Origin of the sequence: Pseudomonas sp. BS-2016 (assembly GCF_001806145.1) — a bacterium.
In the GTDB taxonomy this organism is placed as follows: Bacteria; Pseudomonadota; Gammaproteobacteria; order Pseudomonadales; family Pseudomonadaceae; genus Aquipseudomonas; species Aquipseudomonas lundensis.
The window spans coordinates 72,542-96,159 of the sequence record NZ_MLCT01000038.1; the positions used below are offsets into that span (position 1 = coordinate 72,542).

A 23,618-nucleotide genomic window follows, 5' to 3' on the forward strand; every position below is an offset into this window, starting at 1 on the left:
TCACGGAGCAGGTTTTTTAGCTGCGCAGTCTACAGGGTAGGTGCAAATAAAATCCTGACCAGCCGTTCAATCCGCTGCTGGCTGAAACGATGCACCCTGGAAAAACCTCCCGGCACGTCGAATATGGAACAAAAATTCTACATTAAAAAATAATGGAATAAATATTGTTTATTGCGCCGGGACGTTTTAGTCTTCATCCCACATTGAGTGCTCGGGCCCTGAGGGTGATGAGCACAGGCTGATAAAAATAACAGGAGCCACCATGGGACAGACTCGTTTTGCCACAGGCCGCGATTTGGATGTCATTTGCCTGGGCCGCATGGGTGTCGACCTTTACGCGCAGCAAGTCGGGGCGCGGCTGGAAGACGTCAGTAGCTTTGCCAAATACCTGGGTGGCTCCTCAGCCAATATTGCGTTCGGCACGGCGCGCCTCGGTGTGCGTTCGGCCATGCTCAGCCGGGTGGGTGACGATCACATGGGGCGCTTCCTGCTGGAGTCGCTGGCGCGTGAAGGCTGTGACGTCAGCGCCGTGAAGGTCGACCCGCAGCGTTTGACGGCGCTGGTGCTGCTGGGCCTCAAAGACCGCGAAACCTTTCCTCTGGTGTTCTACCGCGAAAACTGCGCCGACATGGCGCTGCGTGCCGAAGACATCGACCCGGCCTTTATTGCGTCGAGCAAGGCGCTGCTGATTACCGGGACGCACTTTTCCACCGAAGGCGTGTACCAGGCCAGTCTTCAGGCCCTGGATTACGCCGAGCAGCACAACGTCAGACGGGTGTTGGACATCGACTATCGTCCGGTGCTGTGGGGCCTGGCAGGCAAAGCGGACGGCGAGACGCGCTTTGTCGCTGACGAGACAGTCAGCGCCCACGTGCAATCGATCCTGCCGCGTTTTGACCTGATCGTCGGCACCGAAGAAGAATTTTTGATCGCGGGTGGCGGCACGGATTTACTGGCAGCACTGCGCACAGTGCGCTCGCTGACCGACGCCACCCTGGTGGTCAAACTGGGCCCGCTGGGCTGCACCGTGATCCATGGCGACATTCCGGCCCGCCTGCAAGACGGCGCCATTTACCCCGGTGTGCGTGTGCAAGTGCTTAACGTGCTGGGGGCGGGGGATGCCTTTATGTCGGGCTTTCTCAGTGGCTGGCTCGAAGACGCCAGCGACGAGCGTTGCTGCCAGTTGGCCAACGCGTGCGGTGCGCTGGTGGTCTCACGGCATGCCTGCGCCCCGGCCATGCCCACTCGGGCAGAACTCGACTACCTGTTCAACAGCCCGGTGCCTGTTACCCGACCGGATCAGGACGTCGCGCTGCAACGCCTGCACCACGTCAGCGTGCCGCGCAAACAGTGGAAACAGCTGTTTGTGTTTGCTTTCGATCATCGCTGGCAACTGCTGGAAATCGCGCAGCAGCATGGCCGCGACCCGAGCCGTATTTGCACCTTGAAACAGCTGTTCATCCAGGCGGTCGAGCGCGTTGAAACCGATTTGCAGCGTCAGGGCATCGACGCCGATGTGGGCCTGCTGGCCGATCAGCGTTTCGGCCAGGACGCGCTGAATGCCGCCACCGGTCGCGGCTGGTGGATCGCCCGCCCGGTGGAAGTGCAGGGTTCGCGGCCGCTGGCGTTTGAGCACGGTCGTTCGGTGGGCAGCAACCTGATTGTCTGGCCGCACGAACACATCATCAAATGCCTGGTGCAATTTCATCCCGACGATGAGCCGTTGCTGCGTCTGGAACAGGAAGCGCAAATCAAGGGGTTGTACCAGGCGTCGCTGGCCAGCGGCCATGAACTGCTGCTGGAAATCATCCCGCCCAAGGATCACCCCTCGACCCACCCGGATGTGCTCTATCGCGCCATCAAACGTTTGTACAACCTGGGCATTTACCCGGCGTGGTGGAAGATCGAAGCGCAACCGGCCGAGGTCTGGCAGCAACTGGATGCCTTGATCGAAGAACGTGACCCGTACTGCCGCGGTGTTGTCCTGCTGGGCTTGAACGCGCCTGCCAGTGCGCTGGCCGACGGTTTTCGCCAGGCGGCGCGCAGCACCACGTGCCGCGGTTTTGCGGTGGGGCGCACGATTTTCCAGGAACCGGCCCGTGCCTGGCTGGCCGGTGAAATCGACGACGCGACGCTGATCGAGCGGGTGCAAGGCACCTTTGTGCAATTGATCGACGCCTGGCTAACGGCCCGTCCCTGATTCGCCGGTCACACCGCGCAACCCATTCAAAACAATAATAGGTGCAGCCATGCCCGCTATCCGTATTGGCATCAATCCGATTTCATGGAGCAACGACGATTTGCCCTCGCTGGGTGGTGAGACGCCGCTCAGCACCGCGCTGAGTGAAGGCAAGCAGATCGGTTATGAAGGGTTTGAACTCAACGGCAAATTCCCCAAGGACGCCAAGGGCGTGGGCGATGTCCTGCGCCCTTACACGCTGGCGCTGGTCTCGGGCTGGTACTCCGGCCGCCTGGCGCACCGCTCGGCGGCCGAGGAGATCGACGCCATTGCCAGCCACGTGCAGCTGCTGGCGCAAAATGGCGCCAAGGTGCTGGTGTATGGCGAGGTCGCTGACTCGATTCAGGGCCAGCGCATCCCCTTGATTGAGCGCCCGCGTTTTCACAGTGAGCGCGCCTGGCAGCAATACGCCGAGAAGCTCGATGAACTGGCGCGCTTCACCCTGTCGCAGGGTATTCGCCTGGCGTACCACCACCACATGGGCGCGTACGTTGAGTCGCCTTCGGACATCGACACCCTGATGCGCCTGACCGGGCCTGAAGTCGGCCTGCTGTTCGATGCCGGGCATTGCTACATGGGCGGCGGTGAACCGGTCCAGGTGCTGCGCAAACACATTGATCGCGTCTGCCACGTGCATTTCAAGGACGTGCGCAAGTCCGTGGTGCAACTGGCCCGCAACCACCTCTGGAGCTTTCCCGATTGCATCATCAACGGCACTTTCACCGTGCCGGGGGACGGCGACATTGATTTTGGCGAGTTGCTGGACGTCCTGCTGGCCGCCGACTACCACGGCTGGTTGGTGGTAGAAGCCGAACAAGACCCGGCCGTGGCGCCGAGTTTTGCCTACGCGCAAAAAGGCTATCAAACCTTGCGCGCGCTGCTCGATGAGAGGGCGCGGGCATGAATTTACTGATTAAGCGCCAGCACACGGGCCAGCCCCTTGTGCAATTGCCCACGGGCGCGCTGGAGTACGTGGGGTTCAGCGCCTATCGGCTGCAAGCGGGCGAGACCTTGCCGGTGCAGGCCGGGCAGCAAGAGCTGTGCCTGGTGTTGCTCAGCGGGCTGGCCAATGTTTCAGGCGAAGCGCCAGGGCACGGCGCTTTCAATTGGGAGGCTATCGGCGATCGTCAGTCGGTGTTCGAGGACAAATCGCCCTTTGCCGTGTATTTACCGCCCGCCAGTCAGGCGCAGGTGCAGGCGCTGAACGACGTGCATATCGCCGTCTGCGCCGCCCCCGGTGCCAGCGAGGCCGGGCTCGGTCCGCGACTGATTGCCCCGCAGGGCATGAAACGCAGCGTACGCGGCAAGGGCGCCAACACCCGCTACGTGTGCGACATCCTGCCGGACACCGAACCTGCCCATTCGCTGCTGGTGGTGGAGGTGCGCACGCCGTCCGGGCATTCCTCCAGCTACCCGCCGCACAAGCACGACACCGACGACTTGCCGCACCAGAGCTTTCTCGAAGAAACCTATTACCACCAGGTCAACCCGCCGCAGGGCTTCGTGTTCCAGCGGGTCTACACCGACGATCGCAGCCTCGATCAGGCCATGGCGGTGGAAAACGGCGACCTGGTGGTGGTGCCCAAGGGCTATCACCCGGTCAGCGTGCCCTATGGCTACGAGTCGTATTACCTAAACGTAATGGCAGGGCCCAAGCGGGTCTGGCACTTCCACAACGACCCGCAGCACAGCTGGCTGATGGACCTTTAACTTTTTGGAGAACAAACCGCATGAGCACGACCCCGGTGATTGGCCACTACCTTGACGGCCACGTTCAGGACTCAGGTAGCGAACATTTCAGTGATGTCTTTAACCCGGCGACAGGCAGCGTGCAGGCCCGCGTCGCCCTCGCCAGCCAGCGTACCGTCGATGACGCTGTCGCCTCAGCCCTCAAGGCGTTCCCGGCGTGGTCGGAACAGTCGTCTCTGCGCCGCGCCCGGGTCATGTTCAAGTTCAAGCAATTGCTGGATGAGCACCACGACGAACTGGCGCACATCATTTGCCGCGAACACGGCAAAGTGTTCGCCGATGCCAAGGGTGAAGTCACGCGCGGGATCGAAATCGTCGAGTACGCCTGCGGGGCGCCAACGCTGCTGAAAACCGATTTCAGCGACAACATTGGCGGCGGCATCGACAACTGGAACCTGCGCCAGCCATTGGGGGTTTGTGCGGGCGTCACGCCGTTCAACTTCCCGGTGATGGTGCCGCTGTGGATGATTCCGCTGGCGTTGGTGACCGGCAACTGCTTCATCCTCAAACCCTCGGAGCGTGATCCGTCCGCCAGCCTGTTGATGGCGCGGCTGCTGACCGAAGCGGGCCTGCCCGACGGTGTTTTCAACGTGGTGCAAGGCGACAAGCGCGCAGTGGATGCGCTGTTGCAACACCCGGACGTTGAAGCCATCTCCTTTGTCGGCTCCACCCCCATTGCCGAGTACATCTACCAGCAGGGCACTGCGCGGGGCAAACGGGTACAGGCGCTGGGCGGGGCTAAAAATCACATGATCGTGATGCCGGACGCCGACCTCGATCAGGCGGCGGACGCCCTGATGGGCGCGGCATACGGCTCGGCCGGAGAGCGCTGCATGGCGATTTCAATTGCCGTGGCGGTGGGGGAGGTGGCCGATCAGTTGATTGAAAAACTGCTGCCGCGCATCGACCGCCTCAAAGTCGGCAACGGCGCGCAGCCCGATAGCGAAATGGGGCCGCTGGTGACGGCGGAGCACCGGGCCAAGGTGATCGGGTTTATCGATCAGGGCGTGGCCCAGGGCGCACAGCTGATCGTCGATGGTCGTGCGCTTAAGGTGCCGGGGGCCGAGCAGGGCTTCTTTGTCGGCGCCACGCTGTTCGACCGGGTCACGCCCGAGATGAGCATTTACCAGCAGGAAATCTTTGGCCCGGTACTGGGGATTGTCCGCGTGCCGGATTTCGCCAGTGCGGTGGCGTTGATCAATGCGCATGAGTTTGGCAACGGCGTGTCCTGCTTTACCAGCGATGGCGGCGTGGCGCGGGCGTTTGCGCGCACGATCAAGGTCGGCATGGTGGGGATCAATGTGCCGATTCCAGTGCCCATGGCCTGGCACTCCTTCGGTGGCTGGAAGCGCTCGCTGTTTGGCGATCACCATGCCTACGGCGAAGAAGGCATCCGCTTCTACAGCCGCTACAAAAGCGTGATGCAGCGCTGGCCGGACAGCATCGCCAAAGGCCCCGAATTCAGCATGCCAACCGCCAAATAATCATCGGTCACAGCCCTGCGGTTGCCGCAGCGGCTGTGCAAGTTCAAGGGTGCAGACATGACGACGACACGACTGACCATGGCCCAGGCGCTGGTGAAGTTTCTCGATAACCAATACGTCGAGGTGGACGGGGTCCAGAGCAAATTTGTGGCCGGGGTGTTCACGATTTTTGGCCACGGCAATGTGCTGGGGCTCGGGCAGGCGCTGGAACAGGACAGCGGCAGCTTGCTGGTGCATCAAGGTCGCAACGAACAGGGCATGGCCCACGCCGCCATCGGTTTTGCCAAGCAACACCGGCGGCGCAAGATCTACGCCTGCACCGCCTCGGTGGGCCCCGGCGCGGCCAACATGCTGACCGCTGCCGCGACGGCCACCGCCAACCGTATCCCGCTGTTACTGCTGCCGGGGGATGTGTACGCCAGTCGTCAGCCCGACCCGGTCTTGCAACAGATCGAGCAGTTCCATGACTTGAGCATCAGCACCAACGATGCCTTTAAAGCCGTGAGTAAATACTGGGACCGCATCAACCGCCCGGAACAATTGATGAGCGCCGCCATTCACGCGATGCGTGTGCTCACTGATCCTGCCGAAACCGGGGCCGTGACCCTGGCCCTGCCGCAGGATGTTCAGGCCGAGGCCTACGATTACCCGGATTACTTTCTGCAAAAACGTGTGCACCGCATTGACCGACGCCTGCCGACCGCAGCGATGCTGGCCGATGCGCAGGCGATCCTGCTGCGCAAGCGCACGCCGCTGATCATCTGCGGCGGGGGCGTCAAGTACGCGGGGGCCAGTGCCGCGTTGCAAGCGTTTGCCGAGCGCTTCGGGATACCGTTCGCAGAAACCCAGGCAGGCAAAAGCGCCATCGTGTCGGCGCACCCGCTGAACATGGGCGGCATCGGCGAAACCGGGTGCCTGGCCGCCAACCTGCTGGCGCCGCAGGCTGACCTGATTATCGGCATCGGCACCCGCTATACCGATTTCACCACGTCTTCCAAATCGTTGTTTCAGCACCCGGAGGTCGAATTTCTCAACCTCAACGTTAGCCCGTGCGATGCGCTCAAGCTCGATGGCGTGCAATTGATTGCCGATGCCCTCGCGGGGCTGGAAGGGCTGAGTGAGTGCCTGGCGGCAAGCGGCTACCACGCGCAATGGGGCGAGGCGCCGCATCAGGCCAAGGCGCAGTTGGAGGCCGAGGTGGACCGTGTGTTTGAGGCCAATTATCAACAACCGGATTTCACCCCCGAAATCAGCGACCACATGGACCCGGCGGTGCTGCGCGAGTTTATCGAGCTGACAGGGTCGTGCCTGACCCAAAGCCAGGTGCTGGGTGTACTCAATCACACCCTTGCTGACACGGCCGTGATCGTCGCGGCCGCTGGCAGCCTGCCCGGCGATCTGCAACGGGCCTGGCGCAGCAAGGGCGAGAACACCTATCACGTGGAGTACGGCTATTCGTGCATGGGCTATGAAGTGAACGCAGCGTTGGGGGTCAAGCTGGCCGAACCGGCGCGCGAGGTCTACGCGTTGGTGGGCGATGGTTCCTACATGATGCTGCACTCCGAATTGGCCACCTCGATTCAGGAGCGCCAGAAAATCAACGTGGTGCTGCTCGACAATATGGCGTTCGGCTGCATTAACAACTTGCAGATGGGCAACGGCATGGACAGCTTCGGCACCGAGTTCCGCTTCCGCAACCCTGACACGGGCAAGCTGGACGGTGGCCTGGTGCCGGTGGACTTCGCCATGAGTGCAGCGGCTTATGGCTGCAAGACCTACCGGGTGACCACCGTTGAGCAACTCCACGCCGCGCTGGCCGATGCGCGTCGGCAGACCGTGTCCACCCTCATTGATATCAAAGTGCTCCCTAAAACCATGATCCACGGCTACCTGTCGTGGTGGCGCGTGGGCGTGGCGCAAGTGTCCACCAGCGCCCGCACGGCCGATGCCGCGAAACACCTCAACCGTCAGCTCGCCCGCGTGCGGCAGTACTGATTGCAACGCTCTCTTATTACATTGACCAGGAGTCTGCACATGTCGTTGAACACTCAAGCCTTGAAGTTGGGCGTGATCGGGACGGGCGCGATTGGCCGTGATCATATTCGTCGTTGCAGCCAGACCCTGCTTGGCAGTCAGGTGGTGGCGGTCACGGACATCAATCAGCAACAGGCGGCGCAGGTGGTTGCCGAGCTGGGCTTAAGTGCCGAGGTGTACCCGGACGCGCACGCGCTGATTCAGGCGGCTGATGTCGAGGCCGTGCTGGTCACGTCCTGGGGGCCGAGCCACGAAGAGTACGTGCTGGCGGCCATCCACGCCGGCAAACCGGTGTTTTGCGAAAAGCCGCTGGCGGTCACGGCTGCCGGTTGCCGCAACATCGTCGACGCGGAAATTGCCCATGGCCATCGGTTGGTGCAGGTCGGCTTCATGCGCCCGTACGACGCCGGTTATCAGGCGCTCAAGGCCGTCATCGACAGCGGGCAGATCGGCGAACCGCTGATGCTTCACTGCGCTCACCGCAACCCGCGGGTGGGTGAGCACTACACAACCGACATGGCCATCACCGACACCTTGATCCACGAACTGGACGTGCTGCGCTGGTTGCTCGACGACGATTATGTGTCGGTGCAAGTGGTCTTCCCGCGCAAAACCAGCAAAGCGCTGGCGCACCTGCGGGACCCGCAAGTGGTGCTGCTCGAAACCGCCAAGGGCACGCGCATCGATGTGGAAGTGTTTGTGAACTGCCAGTACGGCTACGACATTCAGTGCGAAGTGGTGGGCGAAACCGGTATCGCCAAACTGCCCGAGCCGTCGCAAGTGCAATTGCGCAGCGAGGCCAAACTGTCGAACGCGATTCTGATGGATTGGAAAGACCGCTTCATCGCCGCTTACGACGTGGAGCTGCAAGCCTTCATTGACGGCGTGCGCGCCGGGCAGGTGGGCGGCCCTTCGGCATGGGACGGCTTTGCCGCAGCGGTGGCAGCCGATGCCTGCATCCAGGCGCAACAGAGCGGGGTGATTGTCAACGTTGAACTGCCGCCACGTCCGGCCTTTTACGGCTGATCTCAACGCCGTGGTCGCCCTCGGGCAGCGTGAGGCTGCGAGCTGTTCAACAGACGCCACCTCACGCGCCTGGACCTCGACCACAGGCCTGTCTAGGAGGGTTCCCATGCGCATCGGACTGGTTGGATTTGGCCACGCAGGTCGTTTTTTTCATGCGCCGTTGATCACCAGCCTGCCGGGGGTGACGTTGGTCGGCGTGGTCACGCGTTCGGCTGAGCGTCGCCAGCACCTGGCCAGCGCGTACCCCGGCGTGCCGGCCTATGACAGCCTGGGGCAGTTGGCTGAGACCGGGGTTGACCTGTTGGTGATTGCCACGCCGCTGGGCGGTCGGCCTGAGCAGGTGATGCAAGCCATCGAGCTGGGGCTTGCCGTGGTGAGTGAAAAACCCTTCGCCGCTGACGCGCAGCAAGCGCAACACCTGGTGGCAGCGGCGCAGCGTCACAACGTGTTGCTGAGTGTGTATCAGAATCGGCGCTGGGATTCGGACTTCCTGACCGTGCGCAAGCTGATCGAGGCCGGTGCGTTAGGAGCGGTCACGCGGTTTGAATCGTTCATTGAGCGGTTTTCGCCTGCGTCAGTGGGCAATGCCAGCGGCGGCGGTCTGCTGCGCGATCTGGGCAGTCATCAAGTGGATCAGGCGCTGCAATTGTTCGGCCCGGTGGTGTCGGTGTACGCCGAGCGGGCGTGCAGCCCCCAAGCCCCGCACCTGGACCACACCTTCTTCATGGCGTTGACTCACCGCAACGGCGTGCTGTCCCACCTGGGTGCCAGCGTGCTGCAAAACAGCCCGCGCCCGCGCTTTCGGGTCAGCGGCACCTCTGGTTGCTACAGCGTTGAGGGGCTGGACGGGCAGGAAGCGGCGCTGCTCGCAGGCCGCTCCCCCACAACCTGTGGCGAGGATTGGGGGGCCGAAGAGCATCGGCGCTGGGGCTGGTTTGAACAGGGCGAAGAACGCGAGCGGGTGCCGAGCGAGCATGGCGGCTGGGACCAGTTTTACCGGCAAATGATCGCGGCCGTTGAGGGGCGAGGGCCTGTGCCGGTGTTGCCGCAGGCGGCTGTGCAGGCGCTTGAGGTACTGGATGCGGCGCGGCTGAGTGCGCAGCGGGGCGAGGTCGTGACGTTGGCCCATGATGAAAATAGAAAATAGAACGCAATAAATTCTAAAATCGATTGATATGGAAATTATTTTCCAATAGAGTCGTTTTCAGCACAGTGTCACCAAGTACCGCATCTATAAAACCAACAAGAATGTGGAGACTGCCCCAAATGAAACCCAGCTTACGAATCGCTTCCCTTGCGCTCTCGATCCTGTTCGCCAGCGGCGCGGCCCTGGCCGATGTCAACATTGGCGTGAGCATGTCCCAGTTCGATGACACCTACCTGACGTACCTGCGCGAGTCGATGAACGACAAAGCCAAGACCTACCCCGAAGGCGTCAAATTGCAGTTTGAAGACGCCCGCGCCGACGTGGTCAAGCAACTGAGCCAGGTCGAAAACTTTATCAGCCAAAAGGTCGACGCGATCATCGTCAACCCGGTGGATACCGCTTCCACCGACCGTATTACCAAAGCTGCGGTCGCCGCGGGCATCCCGTTGATCTACGTCAACCGCCGCCCGGACAACACCGACCTGCCGCAGGGCGTGGCCACAGTGGCCTCCGATGACCTGGAGGCCGGGCGCATGCAGATGCAGTACCTGGCCGACAAAATGGGCGGCAAGGGGAATATCGTGATCCTGCTCGGCGATCTGGCCAACAACTCCACCACCAACCGCACCAAGGGCGTGAAAGCAGTACTGGCCCAGTACCCCGGCATCAAAGTCGATCAGGAGCAAACCGGCATCTGGCTGCGGGACAAGGCCATGACCCTGACCAATGACTGGATCACCCAGGGCCGTGAGTTCGATGCCGTGGTGTCCAACAACGACGAAATGGCCATTGGCGCCGCGATGGCGCTCAAGCAGGCTGGCATCGCAAAAGGCAAGGTGTTGATTGCCGGTGTCGACGGTACTGAAGACGGTGTGCGGGCGGTCGAGAAGGGCGATTTAACCCTTTCGGTGTTCCAGGACGCCGCCGGGCAGGCCAACGGCTCGGTCGAGACGGCGCTGAAAATGATCAACAAAGCGCCTTATGAGCAGGCGGTCTGGGTGCCGTTCCAACTGATTACTCTGGACAACGTCAGCACGTATAAAAAGTAGTCGTCCACTCACCCCCACAACAACAATAAGCGGCGAGGCTCAACCTTGCCCGCAGTCCCGGTCCACACCGGGGCACCTGAGGAGTACTGGCTATGCTCGCGTCAGCGACTGTTTCAAGGACCCCGGCCGTGGCGACTGCCGCCCCGGCCACCTCGGCGGAGGCGCCCTACCTGTTGGAAGTGGTGAATGTCAGCAAGGGCTTCCCTGGAGTGATTGCCCTGGATGACGTGCAGTTGCGCGTGCGAGCGGGCACCGTGCTGGCGCTGATGGGGGAGAACGGCGCGGGCAAGTCCACGCTGATGAAAATCATCGCCGGTATCTACCAGCCCGACGCGGGGCAGTTGCGGTTGCGTGGCCAACCCGTCGCCTTTAATGGGCCGCTGGCGGCCTTGCAGGCCGGGATCGCGATGATTCATCAGGAACTCAACCTGATGCCGCACATGAGCATTGCCGAGAATATCTGGATTGGCCGCGAACAGCTCAACAGCCTGCGCATGATCGATCACCGCGAAATGTACCGCTGCACCGCGCAACTGCTGGAGCGCTTGCGCATCAATCTTGATCCGCAGGAGCTGGTCGGCCACCTGAGCATTGCCGAGCGCCAGATGGTGGAAATCGCCAAGGCGGTCTCCTATGACTCGGACATCCTGATCATGGATGAGCCGACCTCGGCCATTACCGACAAAGAAGTCGACCACCTGTTTTCGATCATTGCCGACCTCAAGGCGCAGGGCAAAGGCATCATTTACATCACCCACAAAATGAATGAAGTGTTTGCCATCGCGGATGAAGTGGCGGTGTTCCGTGACGGTGCGTACATCGGCCTGCAACGCGCCGACAGCATGGACAGCGACAGCCTGATTTCAATGATGGTGGGCCGTGAACTGACGCAGTTGTTCCCGGTGCGGGAAAACCCGCTCGGGCAATTGCTGCTCTCGGTTCGTGACTTGCGCCTGGACGGCGTGTTTCACGGTGTGTCGTTCGACCTGCATGCCGGGGAAATCCTTGGCATTGCCGGTCTCATGGGGTCGGGCCGCACCAACATCGCTGAAACCCTGTTTGGCATCACCCCGTGTGATGGCGGCGAGGTTCAGCTCGACGGTCAGGCGGTGCGCATCACCAGCCCCAATCTGGCGATTGAGAAGGGCTTCGCGTTGTTGACCGAAGACCGCAAGTTGACGGGGCTGTTTCCTTGCCTGTCGGTGCTGGAAAACATGGAAATGGCGATCCTGCCGCAATACGCCGACAACGGTTTTATCCAGCAAAAAGCCTTGCGTGCATTGTGCGAAGACATGTGTAAAAAACTGCGGGTCAAAACCCCGTCGCTGGAGCAATGCATCGACACCCTGTCGGGGGGGAACCAGCAAAAAGCCCTGCTGGCACGCTGGTTGATGACCAACCCGCGGCTGTTGATCCTCGATGAACCGACCCGCGGCATTGATGTGGGGGCCAAAGTCGAGATTTACCGGCTGATTTCATTCCTCGCCAGTGAGGGCATGGCGGTGATCATGATTTCTTCGGAGCTGCCTGAAGTGCTGGGCATGAGCGACCGGGTCATGGTCATGCATGAAGGCGAGCTGATGGGCACCCTCGATCGCGCCGACGCCACCCAGGAGCGGGTCATGCAACTGGCCTCGGGCATCACGGCGATTCATTAACCATTTCAGTGCGCCGGCGGCGACTGCGCCGGTAGCTCCGCAGAGTGAGAGGGCACATGTCCATGAACGCAATAACGGATAACAAACCCGCCATGGCACCCAGCAAATCCCGGCGTCGCTTTCCGACCGAACTGAGCATCTTTCTGGTGCTGATCGGCATCGGGCTGGTGTTCGAACTGTTCGGCTGGATCGTGCGTGACCAGAGCTTTTTGATGAACTCCCAGCGCCTGGTGCTGATGATTCTGCAAGTGTCGGTGATCGGTTTGCTGGCGATAGGCGTCACCCAGGTGATCATCACCACAGGGATCGACCTGTCTTCGGGGTCGGTGCTGGCCTTGTCGGCCATGGTGGCCGCGAGCCTGGCGCAAACCTCGGATTTCAGCCGGGCCGTGTTCCCGTCACTGACCGACTTGCCGGTCTGGATTCCGGTGGTCGCGGGGCTTGGGGTCGGGCTGCTGGCCGGTGCCATCAACGGCAGCATCATCGCCATCACGGGCATACCGCCCTTTATCGCAACGCTGGGCATGATGGTGTCCGCCCGTGGGCTGGCGCGTTATTACACCGAAGGCCAACCGGTCAGCATGCTGTCTGATTCCTACACGGCCATCGGCCATGGCGCCATGCCGGTGATCATCTTTCTGGTGGTGGCGCTGATCTTCCACATTGCCCTGCGTTACACCAAATACGGCAAATACACCTATGCCATCGGTGGCAACATGCAGGCGGCGCGGACCTCGGGGATCAACGTCAAGCGTCACTTGATTATCGTCTACAGCATTGCCGGGTTGCTGGCAGGCCTGGCCGGGGTCGTAGCATCGGCACGGGCGGCTACGGGGCAGGCGGGCATGGGCATGTCTTACGAGCTGGACGCCATTGCCGCGGCGGTGATTGGCGGCACCAGCCTGGCCGGGGGCGTGGGGCGGATTACCGGTACGGTGATTGGCGCGCTGATCCTGGGCGTCATGGCCAGCGGCTTCACCTTTGTGGGGGTCGATGCCTACATTCAGGACATCATCAAGGGCCTGATCATCGTGGTGGCGGTGGTGATCGACCAGTACCGCAACAAGCGCAAACTCAAACGCTGACAGGGCGGTGTAGCTTTTTCCGATCACATCGGCCTAAAAAAACCTGAGCATCGGTGGCGATAACGCCCCTGATGCTCAGGTTTTTCATGCATTAAAAGGGGGCGATTTCAGTGTTTGCATGGAATTTCCTGCCATCCGCGTACTCCATTAGGCCCTGCGGGACAGGTTTTTCGTCTTTTTCCAGGTTTTGCTGGACAAATAGCTGTCATTTCAGTTGCTGAGTCGATAACTCGGCCGTAGACTGCCGCCCCTCGTAAATTGAGTGCCGGGTGGCGCTTGAAATAGATAGCACCTAACTGGTTGGGATGAAGATCGGTCAGGACGCTCCCTAATTCGCCTTAATGCACGTATTTTTTATAGAGAAATCAATGACAAAGGATAAGTTGCTGGCCATGCCGGCGGATGACTACATGAATGCCGAGCAACATGCTTTTTTCACTGAGCTGTTGCAAAACATGAAGGTCGAAACCCACGAGCGGATTGAGCAGAATCGCATCGCGATCGAGAGCCTGGACACCCCGGCCGACCCTGCAGACGCCGCTTCGGTTGAAGAAGAGCGTACCTGGCTGGTCAACGCGATTGACCGTGACCAGCGCATGCTGCCTCAGCTGGAACAAGCGCTGGAGCGCATCAAGGACGACAGCTTTGGCTGGTGTGACGACAGCGGTGACGCCATTGGCCTCAAGCGCCTGTTGATCAGCCCGACCACCAAATACTGCATCGAAGCTCAAGAGCGTCACGAGCAAATCGACAAGCATCAGCGTCAGGCCTGATCCTGACGTTGCCGGGCCGCGCAAAGCGGCCCCGGTAGCGCTCTTGGCCAAGCCGCCGTTCTGGCTGGCATTCGGCATCTTCTTGTGACACCTGCGTACACACCCGGCCAACATTGAGCTGGCTGGCGACTTTTTGCACCCTTATATTGGCTCGCGCACTGTGCGTGAGGACGACTTATAAGAGGGGCAAAGGCGTGATGAGCAATTCCAGCAACACAGGAGGCGTGTTGCGGGTCGGTGTCTTTTTTGATGGAACGGCCAATAACCAGTACAACAGCGAATCGGGGCAGGCGCGTCTGGCGCAAGGCTTGACGATAGACGCCGCCAGCAGCTACGGCAGTGTGCCCACCAATATCGCCCTTCTTCATCAGCACTACCCCGTGCAGCCCGCCTTTGAGGCGGATGGGCACAGGGTCACGTCGCTCTATATCAGCGGAATCGGAACCACGACCGGTCAGGCCGATACGCGCTTTCCGGCGCAGACGTACGGCCGCGGCAGTACCGGGGTGGTGGGCAAGGCGCAAGAGGCCCACGCGCTATTGCTGCACTGCCTGCTGGAGGCCGTGAAGGCTTTACCGTCCCGTGCTTTGCAGCGCCTGGAGCTGGATATTTTCGGTTTCAGTCGCGGTGCGGCGGCTGCGCGGCATTTTGCCAATGAGGTGCAGGCCACCCGGTTCGACACCCTGTTGGCGCTGGCGCCGGGGTTTAACTGCGAAATCAATTTTATCGGGCTGTTTGACACGGTCGCGGCGATGGGCGGCCTGGTGGATTTGGGCGATATCAGTGATGACGTGAATCCTGGTCTTAATCTTTATCTGGGCCCGGACAGTGCGCGTCAGGTGGTGCAAATGAGCGCACGGGATGAGCTGCGGCGCAACTTTGCCCTCACTCGAATTGCGCCGCAGTGGCCGATGGACGTCGCCGTTCCGGGCGCGCATGCGGATGTGGGCGGCGGCTATGCGCCGTACATGCTGGAGCAAGTGTTTCTCACCCGCTGGGAGACAAACCTGGTGAGCCCGGGGACTGCGCCCAGGCTGACCCGCTCGTGGAAGACCACGGCGGCACAGTTGCCGTTTTGGCAGGCCAAAGACTTGCTGGACGAGCGTGACCCGGCGGCTTTGCTGGAAATCCGCACGGCATCGCATCAGCAAGGCACGCGCCGAGATCCGCTGCAGCGCGTGCAGGCAGCCATTTACATGCAGCGGCGTGTGGATGGGCATTTGTCACGGGTGTATTTACGGGTCATGCACGCTCTGGCCATGGAGCACGGTGTGCCTTTTATCCCGCTTTCAGACAGACCCGAGATCCGTTTGCCGGAAGAGTTGCTGCCCATTGCGGACAAAATTCAGGAGCAATGGTCCAGCGGGCGTATTGCGCTGACAAGCGAGGAAGAACGGCTACTGCGACAGCGTTACATTCATCAGTCCGCGAACTGGAATGCCGCGATTGGCGAGGGGCTTGGTGCGCTGGATAACGCGTTTTTCAACCTCCCGCAGGAGGGCGGTCGGCTGGTTTACGATCAACGCCTCCCGTCCTTGGCCTGACAACACGCCGGTATTGTTACCGTTCATGCAATTGAGCTATGCGTGGCATAGCTTTTTCCTGCGTCCTTTTGTCACTAAGATGGCCCACATCGTTAGGAGACTAACTAACTGGGTGGAGTGGCCATCATGCGTAATCAAGTTGATATCGCCGTAATGATTGGAAGCGGTGTTCCCAAGGGCATGCGCGAAGCGGGACAAAAGGCCTGCTGGGTGGTGCTGGTCAATGGAGAACAGCGCGGGACCGCGTTTTCAACGCGCGCAGAAGCGCAAGAGTGCCAAAGCGCCTGGTTGGCGCAGTTGAGCGCCAACCCCGTGGCAATGCGCCTTCAGGCGTGAGGCGATTCGTGCAGGCGGACATTCAGTTCGTCTACCACGAGTGCCCAAGGACCATCTTCAAGCAGCTTTTCTTTCAGAAAACTCGCTTGCCCCGTGGACCAGAAGGGGGCCTCAACCAGCTTCACGTCTTCAGCCAGAAAATGGTCTGCAATGAATTGCTCGATGGCGGCTTCATCTGAATCCAGGCCAAGTTGGTTGAAGAGGTTTTCCAGCGTGACAGGTGTCTCGTCCATGTTCATCTCCAGAAGCGTCTAAGTGAGTACAGGGTATCTGAGGTCGTAGAACCCTCAGAGTTCGACTCAATGTGCGTGTAGCACTGTAGACCATGGTGTCAGATGGAGAGGTTAACGCTGCCAATCAAGGCTTTTTCGGCCTCGAAAAGTGAACTGAGGGCGACAGAGACCGCACTGTTGAGCGAGACCACCTGGCTTTTCGCCTTCATGATGGCGGCCGTGCGAGCTTCATCATTGCGATAGCGCCCGGCTGTGACGGCGGCCATCCGCGCATTGGCCTGGCGCAGGTGCTGCTGAAGCTGTTCAAGGCGTTTTTTCAGCAGTTTGATGCGTTTTTGCAGGGCTTCTACCGGCGTGTCGCCAGCGGCTTGCGCGGCATCGGTGTCTGCCCGCAACACGTGCTCAAACCGCCCAGGTTTCTCGGCAGGTGTCACGGCGTCGTTCAGGGGCGCTGCCCGCGGGGCCGCAAGGTGAGTGGGGATAGTGACGTTAATCATCAGTGATGCCCTTGACAGAGACTCACCCGGCTATCGGCCTGGCGCCGCGTTTCTTGAGCGAAAGGCCAGGATTCAGGCGTTCAGGGCACCCGCATCCACGGCTTCTTTCAGGGCTTTGGCGGCTTCTTTGCCAGCGACTTCAGCCACATCGGCCGTTTTGAACCAGCGGTCTTTCTCGACCTGATGATAGGTGATGGTTTTGAGAGGGGGTTTGGCACGCATCACAATCACCGCCTGAAACTCGCCATCGACTTCTCTGGCTTCACCGCGGATAAAAAATTCGCCAATATCAAATTCCGTCACGTGTCACTTTCCCTTGGAGGTAATGGAGCCGGTCAACCCGGCGGCATGGGCCGGGTCGATTGTTGCGCGAGTATGGCAGTTGTTGGCGGGCAGTGGCGCAGTTAAGTCATCCAACTGACGAAAGCGCTGCCGTCACAGAGGGGCGGGCGGGTTGAAATCGGGCTGTATTTTCTCTAACTGGCTTGCCAGCGCACAGGCTTCGTAATGCGAGCACCGAAAGCCCCTGATCTGGCCTGTATGGGCTTCTCGCACATGAAAAAAGCCGTGGCTGATCGGTATCACTTGATAGTGGCGGGATTGTGTATACCCAAAGTCGGTGTTGAGCCGGTAGAATGGCGCCCCGTCAACGGGATCAGCCACGTGCTGGAGCGCATTGGCGGATGACGGATGAAAATCTGATCTGTCCATGGAACGACTTCCTTTGATTGAATGGTTTTAGCAAAAAGTTGTTCGGATCGAGGCTGGGCACGTACGCAAACCTCAGCCGTTGGCGTTTGTCTATTTGTAAGGTTTTTTTTTAAAACGCTGCGTCAGACATTACGTCTTTAAAAGCAGGTTTCCCCCCTAAGTGCACTAGTCCGTTTCATCGTTCGAGTGCGTACCGACGCTGCATAAGCGCCGATACCGCTGGTTCGTGGTGTCAGGGCGGGAATCCATCACGTTGATTGCTTGCAGTCACTTCTGAGCCACGGCTTCAGAAGGTTTTGTCGAACGCAGATTTCACAACCGGCAAGTCAAGGCTTGCTATCGGCTGCCTGTTTTTGTGTTGGCAGTCTTACTTCATTTTTCGAGGGTTTTTCGTTGGCAGTCAGCAATCTGGAGATGCACGCGTTATTTGTGTTGGGTGACCTGCGAGCGCGTCTGGTCAAATTGTTTCAATCCCGTTTTGTGTATGTCACCGAGCAGACGGCTGAAGACACCTACATGGCCGAAATCGATACCGACGCGGCATTGGTCGTCGATGACAAGCCTGGCTTGAAGTTAAAGGTGGGGGATCATTTCAGTGCGGCGGTACTTGCCAGCCGTGAAGGCGGGAAGTTCGAACTCAAGTTCCGCGAGATCAAAATGACGATTTATGGCATTGGCGACTATGCCTATGTCACCACGGCGCAAGGCGAAGGGATTGTGTTCAAGGAAGGTCAGCGGGTGATGCTGGTGTTCGCCGCCCATGAACAACTGGCCACCGGCCTGAGCAAAACCCTGAAGGCGGTCACTGCCAAAGCGGCCAAGTGGCGCAAAGGTGAATTGACCTTCAAGGCCAGTAAAGAGTGACAGGCTCACGCGGCGAGTTTCATCGCCAGCATCAGGAACAGGCGACCGCCAAGGCGGTCGAGCTGTTGGCCTGTCAGCCCCAGATGGGCAAGGGGTGGCTTACGTGGGTCGCCGGGCAGTTGTACACGTTGCGCCCGGCAGCCTACGCAAGCATGGTGCGTCGAGAGCTGGCCCGGTTGCAGGACGCGGCCTGACGATCAGGTTCAGCGCCGCTCCCTGGGCATCCCGAGGGCGCGCTCGGCAATGATATTGCGCTGAATCTCGTTGCTGCCGCCGTAGATCGTGTCGGCGCGGGTGAACAAAAACAGCGATTGCAGGCGTGTCAGTTCATAAGGCGCGCCCGCCAGCAGCTCGGCCTGTGGCCCCAGCACGTCCATGGCCAGCTTGCCCAGTTCGAGGTGCCAGGTGGACCACGCCAGTTTGTAGATCGTCGCCTCGGGCCGCAGGCTCCCGTCCTGTGGGCCGGACAACATGCGCAACGAGTTGTAGCGCAACACACGCAAGCCGCTCCAGGCGTGTGCAATGCGCTGGCGCAGCACCGGGTCTTGCGCCGCGCCATTGGCTTTGGCAATGCGCACCACCTCGTCCAGTTCGTTCTGAAACTGCATCTGCTGGCCCAGGGTGGAGACGCCACGTTCGAACCCCAGCAGCGCCATGGCGATTTTCCAGCCTTCGCCGGGCTGCCCTATCAGGTTGCTTGCACAGGTGCGCGCCTGGTCGAAAAACACCTCATTGAACTCACTGGTGCCGGTCAATTGCTTGATGGGCTGCACCGTGATCCCGGACTGGGCCATGGGCACCAACAAAAAGGACAGCCCGTGATGGCCCTTGCTGGCGGGTTCGGTTCGCGCCAGCACAAAACACCAGTCGGCTTCATGGGCCAGTGAGGTCCAGACCTTTTGCCCGCTGATCAACCATTCATTGCGTTGCGTGTCGAAGCTGGCGCGGGTGGTGATGTTGGCCAGATCAGAACCCGCGCCGGGTTCGGAATACCCCTGACACCAAAACTGTTGACCGGCCAGAATCGGCGGTAAAAACCGCTGTAGTTGGTGCGCCGTGCCGAAGGCCGCCAACGTCGGGCCCACCAGGCCTTCGCCGATATGCCCCATGCGTCCCGGGCCACCGGCGCGTGCGTACTCTTCGTAAAAAATCACCTGCTGATTGATGCTCAACCCCTGGCCGCCGTGTTCGGTGGCCCAACCGGCGCCTATCCAGTTGCCTTTGGCCAGCTCTTGTTCCCAGCGTTTACGTAACAGCGGGGCAAAATCTTCATCGCCTGGGCCGCCGCGAAAACGCAGGGTGCTGAATTCACCGCTCAGGTGCTGTTGCATCCACTGCGCCACGTGTTGACGAAACTGTTCGTCTTTCGCGCTGAAGCCAATATTCATGCCTGCTCCCCGAAGATCTGTCTGGCCAATTGCTCGCGATGAAACGCGGGCGCGCCCCACAGTTGTTCACTGGCGCGCGCACGCTTGAAGTACAAATGCGGGTCGTACTCCCAGGTAAACCCCACACCGCCATGCAATTGAATCGACTCGCTGGCGCACTGGAAGAAACCTTCGCTGGCGTGGATTTTGGCCGTGGCGGCGGCTTCAGCCAGTTGCCCGCGCACGTGGGGATCTGCATCAATGTTCAGGCAAGCATCGGCGATACACGCGGCGTAGTAACTGGCCGAACGTGCGCATTCCACCGCGAGCATCAGGTCGGCGCAGCGGTGTTTGATGGCTTGGAAGCTGGCAATGCTACGCCCGAATTGCTGGCGCCCGGTGATGTAGGCCAGGGTCATGTCCAGCGATTGTTGGGCGCCGCCCGTTTGTTCGGCCGCCAGCCCCACGCACGCAAACTGCAGGGTTTGACGCAGCAAGGCCCAGCCCTGGCCCGGCTCACTGAGTAACTGGTCGTCGCTGAGTACGACGTTATCCAGGGTGATGTTCGCCAGGCGCCGGGTTTGATCCAGTGTGGGCAATGCTTGCCTGATCAGGCCCGGCGTGTCGGCAGGCAGGGCAAACAGGCGGATTCCGGCTTCCCCGACGCTGCCCGGCGTGCGTGCCGCAACAATCAACAGATCGCAGTCGGCGCCGTCGATTACATTCAGGTATTGGCCGCAGAGTTGGTAGCCATCTTTATGAGGGGTGGCATAGACCACAATGCTGCTGTCATCCCAGTGCTGCGTATTGGTGTAGCTCAAGCTGGCAGTGACCTCGCCGCCTGCGATCAACGGCAGCCAACGGGATTTGAGCGCTTCGTTTCGGCTCAGCAGCAAAGCCGGCAGAGCGAGGCAGCACGTGGCGTAGAACGCCGAGGGCAGCAGGCAGCGGCCCAATTGTTCCTGCAGCAGACAGACTTCGGCAAAGCCCAGCCCCAATCCGCCGTACCTTTCAGGAATCGCCAGTGCGGGCCAATACAGTTCCCGGGCGATGCGCGCCCAGGTCTGCGGGTCGTGCCCGCGCTCACTGGCCATGGCGCTGCGCACGGCTGCGGAGCTGGCGACTTGCGCCAGAAAGCGCTCGGCAGATTGTTGGATCATCCGCTGCTCATCTGTCAGGGCAAGCTGCATACCGGCTCCTCATCCTATGCTTGAGATCAAGGCGCTAGCATGAAGTGGCCTCAGAGCAGCGAACACCCTGACCCGGACTAGTCCGTTTGAAGCCTGTAACCCAATGCCATCAAGGGGCTGCGGTATCGAAGATCAATTGCACACTGCCGTAATAGTCCCCCGGCTCAAACCCCTCGGCGGGGGGCAGGGCGTCGATGCGTACCGGTACCCGTATGCCGTTATAGGCGTCGGCGGCAGACACCACGACGCTGTCGAATAACGTCAACACCTGCTCGTTGAACGTGACCCGAAGAGCAAAGGTGGTGTTGCCATTCGACAAGACGGGTTCATACCCCAGTCGGGCGGTCATGGCGCCCGCAGAACTGATCATATCGAACTGCGTACGCAGGGGCTCAAGGGTTGAACTGACCAAGTTCCAGCGCATTGGTTGTTCGCGCAGAACAAACTCGGGGTCCGCGGGGATGGCATAAAACTCGAAGGTCGGGATGGTTACGCTGACATCAAACTGGTGTTCTTCGCGGGCCGCATGAGTCACGGATGTACACAGGGACAGGGCTGCCGCGGTGAGCAGCACTGCCCGCAAGCGCGTCTGGAACATCAGGCTTTGACCTCGATAACTTTCTGCGCACGGCCTTCCACCAGCGTGAACCGGTAATGACGGCCTGGCTGCTTGTCGAACCGCAACGTCCGCCCCGGCAAGACGTGGGTTTTGGTCGTGGGCTTGCAGTGCAGCCGGTCGCTGGACGCGCAGTCCTTGAACTCGTCGACCACGACCACGCTGTTGCCTTGATTACGCAGCTGGTAGTGGTTCGGCGTGTTTTCAATCTGCGTATCAAAGCGGGTTTCTTTGGGCCTGACAAAGAACACCGTGCCGTAGCCGGCCAATACATTCACGCCTGCCGACAAGGTTTTTTTATAGTCACTGGCCTCTTCAGATGACAGCGCAAACGCGTCTTCTTTTTCGGGCACCACGGGGATGAAACGCACGCGGAAGTAGCGCTCCTGCTCTCGATCCCCCATGAATAACAGCCGCGCACCTTGAGTACCGTTGGGCGGCACGATCAGGCGCGCGGGGCTGGACATCAAGCCGTCGCGCACGCGTTTGTCTGTTTGGGTTTTGACCTCCACTTCCTCGGAGGAACCGTCGGCTTTGTAGAGGATTTCCTTGATCGACACCCTGACAAAAGCGGTGCTGTCGCCGCCGTTGAAGACGCGCTTCAAATACGTACTTTTACCCCCGTCCAGATAGTCATACACCATCCCGACATTGATAGTTGGCCCGGCCATACAGTTCAAGGAGATGAGCCACGCGCCCATAATGCCTGTCATTATTTTTTTCATGTTCTTATTCTCAAAAAAGTGTGCGGTGTGAGTGTTTAAACTTCGGAATCCCAGATGACGGTGACACTGCCTTTATAAGTGCCTTCTTGGAATAACATCTCGGCGGTGTATTGTTTGTCTATTTCGAAGTGCAGAGTGCCCGGTTTTCGATCCACGTGTTGCGTGGGCTCAAATAACTCGGTGCCGGCACCACTCAACAACAACGGTTGGCGATTAACCGACGCGCCATTGGCATGTCGCAATCCGCTGGGCAATGTCACCGATACATTGATAGGTACTTCATGCTGACGGCTGTTACTCAAGCCGCAGGTATCGCCAATAATGCGCTCGCAGGCCAATTGCATTTTGAAACGTGAACTTGCATGGATCAGGAAGGTTTGATCGCGCATCAGTTTTTCCGGGCGACGCCCCACACTCCAGAGTTGCCATCCGCCTTTAGGTTCAAGGGCAATGCTCTTGCCGCCCGGTGGTATTTCAATTTTAAGAACATGGTCAACGTTTAATATGAAATTCAATGTCAATGCTGGGTCGTCGGGCAGGAAGTTATCGCCCATGTCAAAGTCCTGATGAGGGCCCATCGTGTACGTGATCGTGCCGGTGTATTGACCTGCTGACATATTTAAGGGGTTGGGGGTGATCAACTGATATGAAATTTCAATGTAATTAAGGCGTGATGTAGGAATAGTGAATTTCGCATGTTTTGCACACTCGCTACTGGTTGGTAAAGCCCAGAAAAAGTCAAACGCTACTTTATTAAAACTCCAGCTAGGGCCCAACCCCTTGCAGGGTGAAGGCGCATAAGACAGGTTCGTTCCGAACAACAACGCATGGGCTTCGGAGATAGAAACATTACCGCCCACTAAATCGACCACAGGGTCGGTCACAAGCGAAGCCCCTAAACCATTGATGCGTATCCTCACGGTTTCTTGGCGGCCAGTGGCACTATGGGTAACGTTTACTTCACGCCATTCTGCTGGTGCTTTTAACATAACGCCTTGGCGTGGGTTTTCATGATTGGCAGGTATGGGTTGCGTTGCATAAATAGTGGGTGCGGCTCGCAAACTGAACAAACTTCCATTTCTGCAAAAATTTGGATAGTTAAGACAGAATCCGGTATTCGGTGTCGTATTTTCAAACATGTTGTGATTGGGTTTGGATGGGTCGGGTTTAAAAGCGGCAGTGATAGTGAGTGTGGCGGCTGCCACAGGGAGCGCGCTCATGACTGACATCACGCCAAAGAGTAAAACGGATAAAAGCAGGTTCACGGGGTGTTCCTCATGCCATTAACAAT

General features: G+C 59.7%; 24 protein-coding genes. 16 read left to right on the top strand and 8 right to left on the bottom strand.

The window, feature by feature from the left end; all coding sequences use genetic code 11:
- Positions 1 to 262 precede the first annotated feature (262 nt).
- From iolC to BKD70_RS21705, 13 genes are all read left to right on the top strand, one after another.
- Entirely contained in the window at positions 263 to 2,200 is a 1,938-nt protein-coding gene (iolC, locus tag BKD70_RS21645) for a 5-dehydro-2-deoxygluconokinase (protein ID WP_047274847.1), read from the top strand.
- A gap of 49 nt (positions 2,201 to 2,249) precedes the next feature.
- The gene (gene iolE / locus BKD70_RS21650; RefSeq protein WP_047274845.1) at positions 2,250 to 3,143 is read left to right on the top strand and encodes a myo-inosose-2 dehydratase; all 894 of its coding nucleotides are present in this window, start codon (positions 2,250 to 2,252) and stop codon (positions 3,141 to 3,143) included.
- On the top strand, positions 3,140 to 3,949 hold the full coding sequence (iolB, locus tag BKD70_RS21655; protein ID WP_047274843.1) for a 5-deoxy-glucuronate isomerase: 810 nt from the start codon (positions 3,140 to 3,142) through the stop codon (positions 3,947 to 3,949). The genes iolE and iolB overlap by 4 nt, the downstream gene beginning before the upstream one ends.
- Before the next feature lie 20 nt (positions 3,950 to 3,969).
- Positions 3,970 to 5,472 carry a CoA-acylating methylmalonate-semialdehyde dehydrogenase gene (locus BKD70_RS21660; protein ID WP_047274842.1) on the top strand — a complete coding sequence of 501 codons (1,503 nt, stop codon included), beginning with the start codon at positions 3,970 to 3,972 and terminating at the stop codon, positions 5,470 to 5,472.
- A gap of 57 nt (positions 5,473 to 5,529) precedes the next feature.
- The gene (gene iolD / locus BKD70_RS21665) at positions 5,530 to 7,467 is read left to right on the top strand and encodes a 3D-(3,5/4)-trihydroxycyclohexane-1,2-dione acylhydrolase (decyclizing) (RefSeq protein ID WP_047274840.1); all 1,938 of its coding nucleotides are present in this window, start codon (positions 5,530 to 5,532) and stop codon (positions 7,465 to 7,467) included.
- A gap of 39 nt (positions 7,468 to 7,506) precedes the next feature.
- Positions 7,507 to 8,532 (top strand): Gfo/Idh/MocA family protein, encoded by a 1,026-nt coding sequence (locus BKD70_RS21670; protein ID WP_047274838.1) that lies wholly within the window; start codon positions 7,507 to 7,509, stop codon positions 8,530 to 8,532.
- Between the two features lie 106 nt (positions 8,533 to 8,638).
- Entirely contained in the window at positions 8,639 to 9,679 is a 1,041-nt protein-coding gene (locus tag BKD70_RS21675; protein WP_047274837.1) for a Gfo/Idh/MocA family oxidoreductase, read from the top strand.
- 119 nt (positions 9,680 to 9,798) lie between these two features.
- A complete protein-coding gene (locus BKD70_RS21680) occupies positions 9,799 to 10,728 on the top strand; it encodes a sugar ABC transporter substrate-binding protein (protein ID WP_047274836.1) in 930 nt (309 codons plus the stop codon).
- Positions 10,729 to 10,820: 92 nt separating this feature from the next.
- A complete protein-coding gene (locus BKD70_RS21685; RefSeq protein ID WP_047274835.1) occupies positions 10,821 to 12,386 on the top strand; it encodes a sugar ABC transporter ATP-binding protein in 1,566 nt (521 codons plus the stop codon).
- A gap of 62 nt (positions 12,387 to 12,448) precedes the next feature.
- Entirely contained in the window at positions 12,449 to 13,471 is a 1,023-nt protein-coding gene (locus tag BKD70_RS21690) for an ABC transporter permease (protein WP_047274971.1), read from the top strand.
- Positions 13,472 to 13,839: 368 nt separating this feature from the next.
- Positions 13,840 to 14,244 carry a TraR/DksA family transcriptional regulator gene (locus BKD70_RS21695; RefSeq protein WP_047274833.1) on the top strand — a complete coding sequence of 135 codons (405 nt, stop codon included), beginning with the start codon at positions 13,840 to 13,842 and terminating at the stop codon, positions 14,242 to 14,244.
- Positions 14,245 to 14,441: 197 nt separating this feature from the next.
- Positions 14,442 to 15,788 carry a phospholipase effector Tle1 domain-containing protein gene (locus BKD70_RS21700; protein ID WP_047274832.1) on the top strand — a complete coding sequence of 449 codons (1,347 nt, stop codon included), beginning with the start codon at positions 14,442 to 14,444 and terminating at the stop codon, positions 15,786 to 15,788.
- A 126-nt stretch (positions 15,789 to 15,914) separates the two neighbouring features.
- On the top strand, positions 15,915 to 16,124 hold the full coding sequence (locus BKD70_RS21705; protein ID WP_047274830.1) for a hypothetical protein: 210 nt from the start codon (positions 15,915 to 15,917) through the stop codon (positions 16,122 to 16,124).
- On the opposite strand, the gene BKD70_RS21710 is transcribed toward BKD70_RS21705, so the two are convergent.
- The 3 genes from BKD70_RS21710 to BKD70_RS21720 all read right to left on the bottom strand — a co-directional run bounded on the left by BKD70_RS21710 (position 16,115) and on the right by BKD70_RS21720 (position 17,157).
- Positions 16,115 to 16,357: a DUF2789 domain-containing protein gene (locus BKD70_RS21710; RefSeq protein ID WP_047274828.1), complete on the bottom strand. Its 243-nt coding sequence runs from the start codon at positions 16,355 to 16,357 to the stop codon at positions 16,115 to 16,117. The two genes, BKD70_RS21705 and BKD70_RS21710, sit on opposite strands and share 10 nt — an antisense overlap.
- A gap of 98 nt (positions 16,358 to 16,455) precedes the next feature.
- Positions 16,456 to 16,854 (bottom strand): hypothetical protein, encoded by a 399-nt coding sequence (locus BKD70_RS21715; RefSeq protein WP_047274827.1) that lies wholly within the window; start codon positions 16,852 to 16,854, stop codon positions 16,456 to 16,458.
- A gap of 72 nt (positions 16,855 to 16,926) precedes the next feature.
- The gene (locus tag BKD70_RS21720) at positions 16,927 to 17,157 is read right to left on the bottom strand and encodes a hypothetical protein (RefSeq protein ID WP_047274826.1); all 231 of its coding nucleotides are present in this window, start codon (positions 17,155 to 17,157) and stop codon (positions 16,927 to 16,929) included.
- A gap of 204 nt (positions 17,158 to 17,361) precedes the next feature.
- Between BKD70_RS21720 and BKD70_RS25125 the strand changes: the two genes are divergently transcribed.
- The 3 genes from BKD70_RS25125 (at position 17,362) to BKD70_RS21735 (ending at position 18,623) form a co-directional block, all read left to right on the top strand.
- Entirely contained in the window at positions 17,362 to 17,541 is a 180-nt protein-coding gene (locus BKD70_RS25125; RefSeq protein ID WP_157774089.1) for a hypothetical protein, read from the top strand.
- 417 nt (positions 17,542 to 17,958) lie between these two features.
- Positions 17,959 to 18,429 carry a hypothetical protein gene (locus BKD70_RS21730; RefSeq protein WP_047282509.1) on the top strand — a complete coding sequence of 157 codons (471 nt, stop codon included), beginning with the start codon at positions 17,959 to 17,961 and terminating at the stop codon, positions 18,427 to 18,429.
- A complete protein-coding gene (locus BKD70_RS21735) occupies positions 18,426 to 18,623 on the top strand; it encodes a hypothetical protein (protein ID WP_047274824.1) in 198 nt (65 codons plus the stop codon). The genes BKD70_RS21730 and BKD70_RS21735 overlap by 4 nt, the downstream gene beginning before the upstream one ends.
- A 9-nt stretch (positions 18,624 to 18,632) precedes the next feature.
- On the opposite strand, the gene BKD70_RS21740 is transcribed toward BKD70_RS21735, so the two are convergent.
- The 5 genes from BKD70_RS21740 to BKD70_RS21760 form a co-directional block, all read right to left on the bottom strand.
- Positions 18,633 to 19,817 carry an acyl-CoA dehydrogenase family protein gene (locus BKD70_RS21740; protein ID WP_047274821.1) on the bottom strand — a complete coding sequence of 395 codons (1,185 nt, stop codon included), beginning with the start codon at positions 19,815 to 19,817 and terminating at the stop codon, positions 18,633 to 18,635.
- On the bottom strand, positions 19,814 to 20,986 hold the full coding sequence (locus tag BKD70_RS21745; RefSeq protein ID WP_047274819.1) for an acyl-CoA dehydrogenase family protein: 1,173 nt from the start codon (positions 20,984 to 20,986) through the stop codon (positions 19,814 to 19,816). Before BKD70_RS21745 ends, BKD70_RS21740 begins: the two co-directional genes overlap by 4 nt.
- A gap of 109 nt (positions 20,987 to 21,095) precedes the next feature.
- Positions 21,096 to 21,584: a hypothetical protein gene (locus tag BKD70_RS21750; RefSeq protein ID WP_047274817.1), complete on the bottom strand. Its 489-nt coding sequence runs from the start codon at positions 21,582 to 21,584 to the stop codon at positions 21,096 to 21,098.
- Positions 21,584 to 22,327 carry a pilus assembly protein gene (locus tag BKD70_RS21755; RefSeq protein ID WP_047274815.1) on the bottom strand — a complete coding sequence of 248 codons (744 nt, stop codon included), beginning with the start codon at positions 22,325 to 22,327 and terminating at the stop codon, positions 21,584 to 21,586. The genes BKD70_RS21750 and BKD70_RS21755 overlap by 1 nt, the downstream gene beginning before the upstream one ends.
- A gap of 35 nt (positions 22,328 to 22,362) precedes the next feature.
- Positions 22,363 to 23,592, bottom strand: a complete 1,230-nt coding sequence (locus BKD70_RS21760; RefSeq protein ID WP_240478019.1) for a hypothetical protein — start codon at positions 23,590 to 23,592, stop codon at positions 22,363 to 22,365.
- Positions 23,593 to 23,618 lie beyond the last annotated feature (26 nt).

Excerpts from the sequence above, each read along its gene's own strand:
- iolC (WP_047274847.1), top strand. The coding sequence starts at position 263 with ATGGGACAGACTCGTTTTGCCACAGGCCGCGATTTGGATGTCATTTGC.
- BKD70_RS21715 (WP_047274827.1), bottom strand. The coding sequence starts at position 16,854 with ATGATTAACGTCACTATCCCCACTCACCTTGCGGCCCCGCGGGCAGCG.
- BKD70_RS21685 (WP_047274835.1), top strand. The coding sequence starts at position 10,821 with ATGCTCGCGTCAGCGACTGTTTCAAGGACCCCGGCCGTGGCGACTGCC.
- BKD70_RS21755 (WP_047274815.1), bottom strand. The coding sequence starts at position 22,327 with ATGAAAAAAATAATGACAGGCATTATGGGCGCGTGGCTCATCTCCTTG.
- BKD70_RS21750 (WP_047274817.1), bottom strand. The coding sequence starts at position 21,584 with ATGTTCCAGACGCGCTTGCGGGCAGTGCTGCTCACCGCGGCAGCCCTG.
- BKD70_RS21660 (WP_047274842.1), top strand. The coding sequence starts at position 3,970 with ATGAGCACGACCCCGGTGATTGGCCACTACCTTGACGGCCACGTTCAG.
- BKD70_RS21740 (WP_047274821.1), bottom strand. The coding sequence starts at position 19,817 with ATGAATATTGGCTTCAGCGCGAAAGACGAACAGTTTCGTCAACACGTG.
- BKD70_RS21675 (WP_047274837.1), top strand. The coding sequence starts at position 8,639 with ATGCGCATCGGACTGGTTGGATTTGGCCACGCAGGTCGTTTTTTTCAT.
- iolD (WP_047274840.1), top strand. The coding sequence starts at position 5,530 with ATGACGACGACACGACTGACCATGGCCCAGGCGCTGGTGAAGTTTCTC.
- BKD70_RS21690 (WP_047274971.1), top strand. The coding sequence starts at position 12,449 with ATGAACGCAATAACGGATAACAAACCCGCCATGGCACCCAGCAAATCC.
- BKD70_RS21710 (WP_047274828.1), bottom strand. The coding sequence starts at position 16,357 with ATGGACGAGACACCTGTCACGCTGGAAAACCTCTTCAACCAACTTGGC.
- iolB (WP_047274843.1), top strand. The coding sequence starts at position 3,140 with ATGAATTTACTGATTAAGCGCCAGCACACGGGCCAGCCCCTTGTGCAA.
- BKD70_RS21670 (WP_047274838.1), top strand. The coding sequence starts at position 7,507 with ATGTCGTTGAACACTCAAGCCTTGAAGTTGGGCGTGATCGGGACGGGC.
- BKD70_RS21705 (WP_047274830.1), top strand. The coding sequence starts at position 15,915 with ATGCGTAATCAAGTTGATATCGCCGTAATGATTGGAAGCGGTGTTCCC.
- BKD70_RS21745 (WP_047274819.1), bottom strand. The coding sequence starts at position 20,986 with ATGCAGCTTGCCCTGACAGATGAGCAGCGGATGATCCAACAATCTGCC.
- BKD70_RS21680 (WP_047274836.1), top strand. The coding sequence starts at position 9,799 with ATGAAACCCAGCTTACGAATCGCTTCCCTTGCGCTCTCGATCCTGTTC.
- BKD70_RS21700 (WP_047274832.1), top strand. The coding sequence starts at position 14,442 with ATGAGCAATTCCAGCAACACAGGAGGCGTGTTGCGGGTCGGTGTCTTT.
- BKD70_RS25125 (WP_157774089.1), top strand. The coding sequence starts at position 17,362 with ATGCGAGCACCGAAAGCCCCTGATCTGGCCTGTATGGGCTTCTCGCAC.
- iolE (WP_047274845.1), top strand. The coding sequence starts at position 2,250 with ATGCCCGCTATCCGTATTGGCATCAATCCGATTTCATGGAGCAACGAC.
- BKD70_RS21695 (WP_047274833.1), top strand. The coding sequence starts at position 13,840 with ATGACAAAGGATAAGTTGCTGGCCATGCCGGCGGATGACTACATGAAT.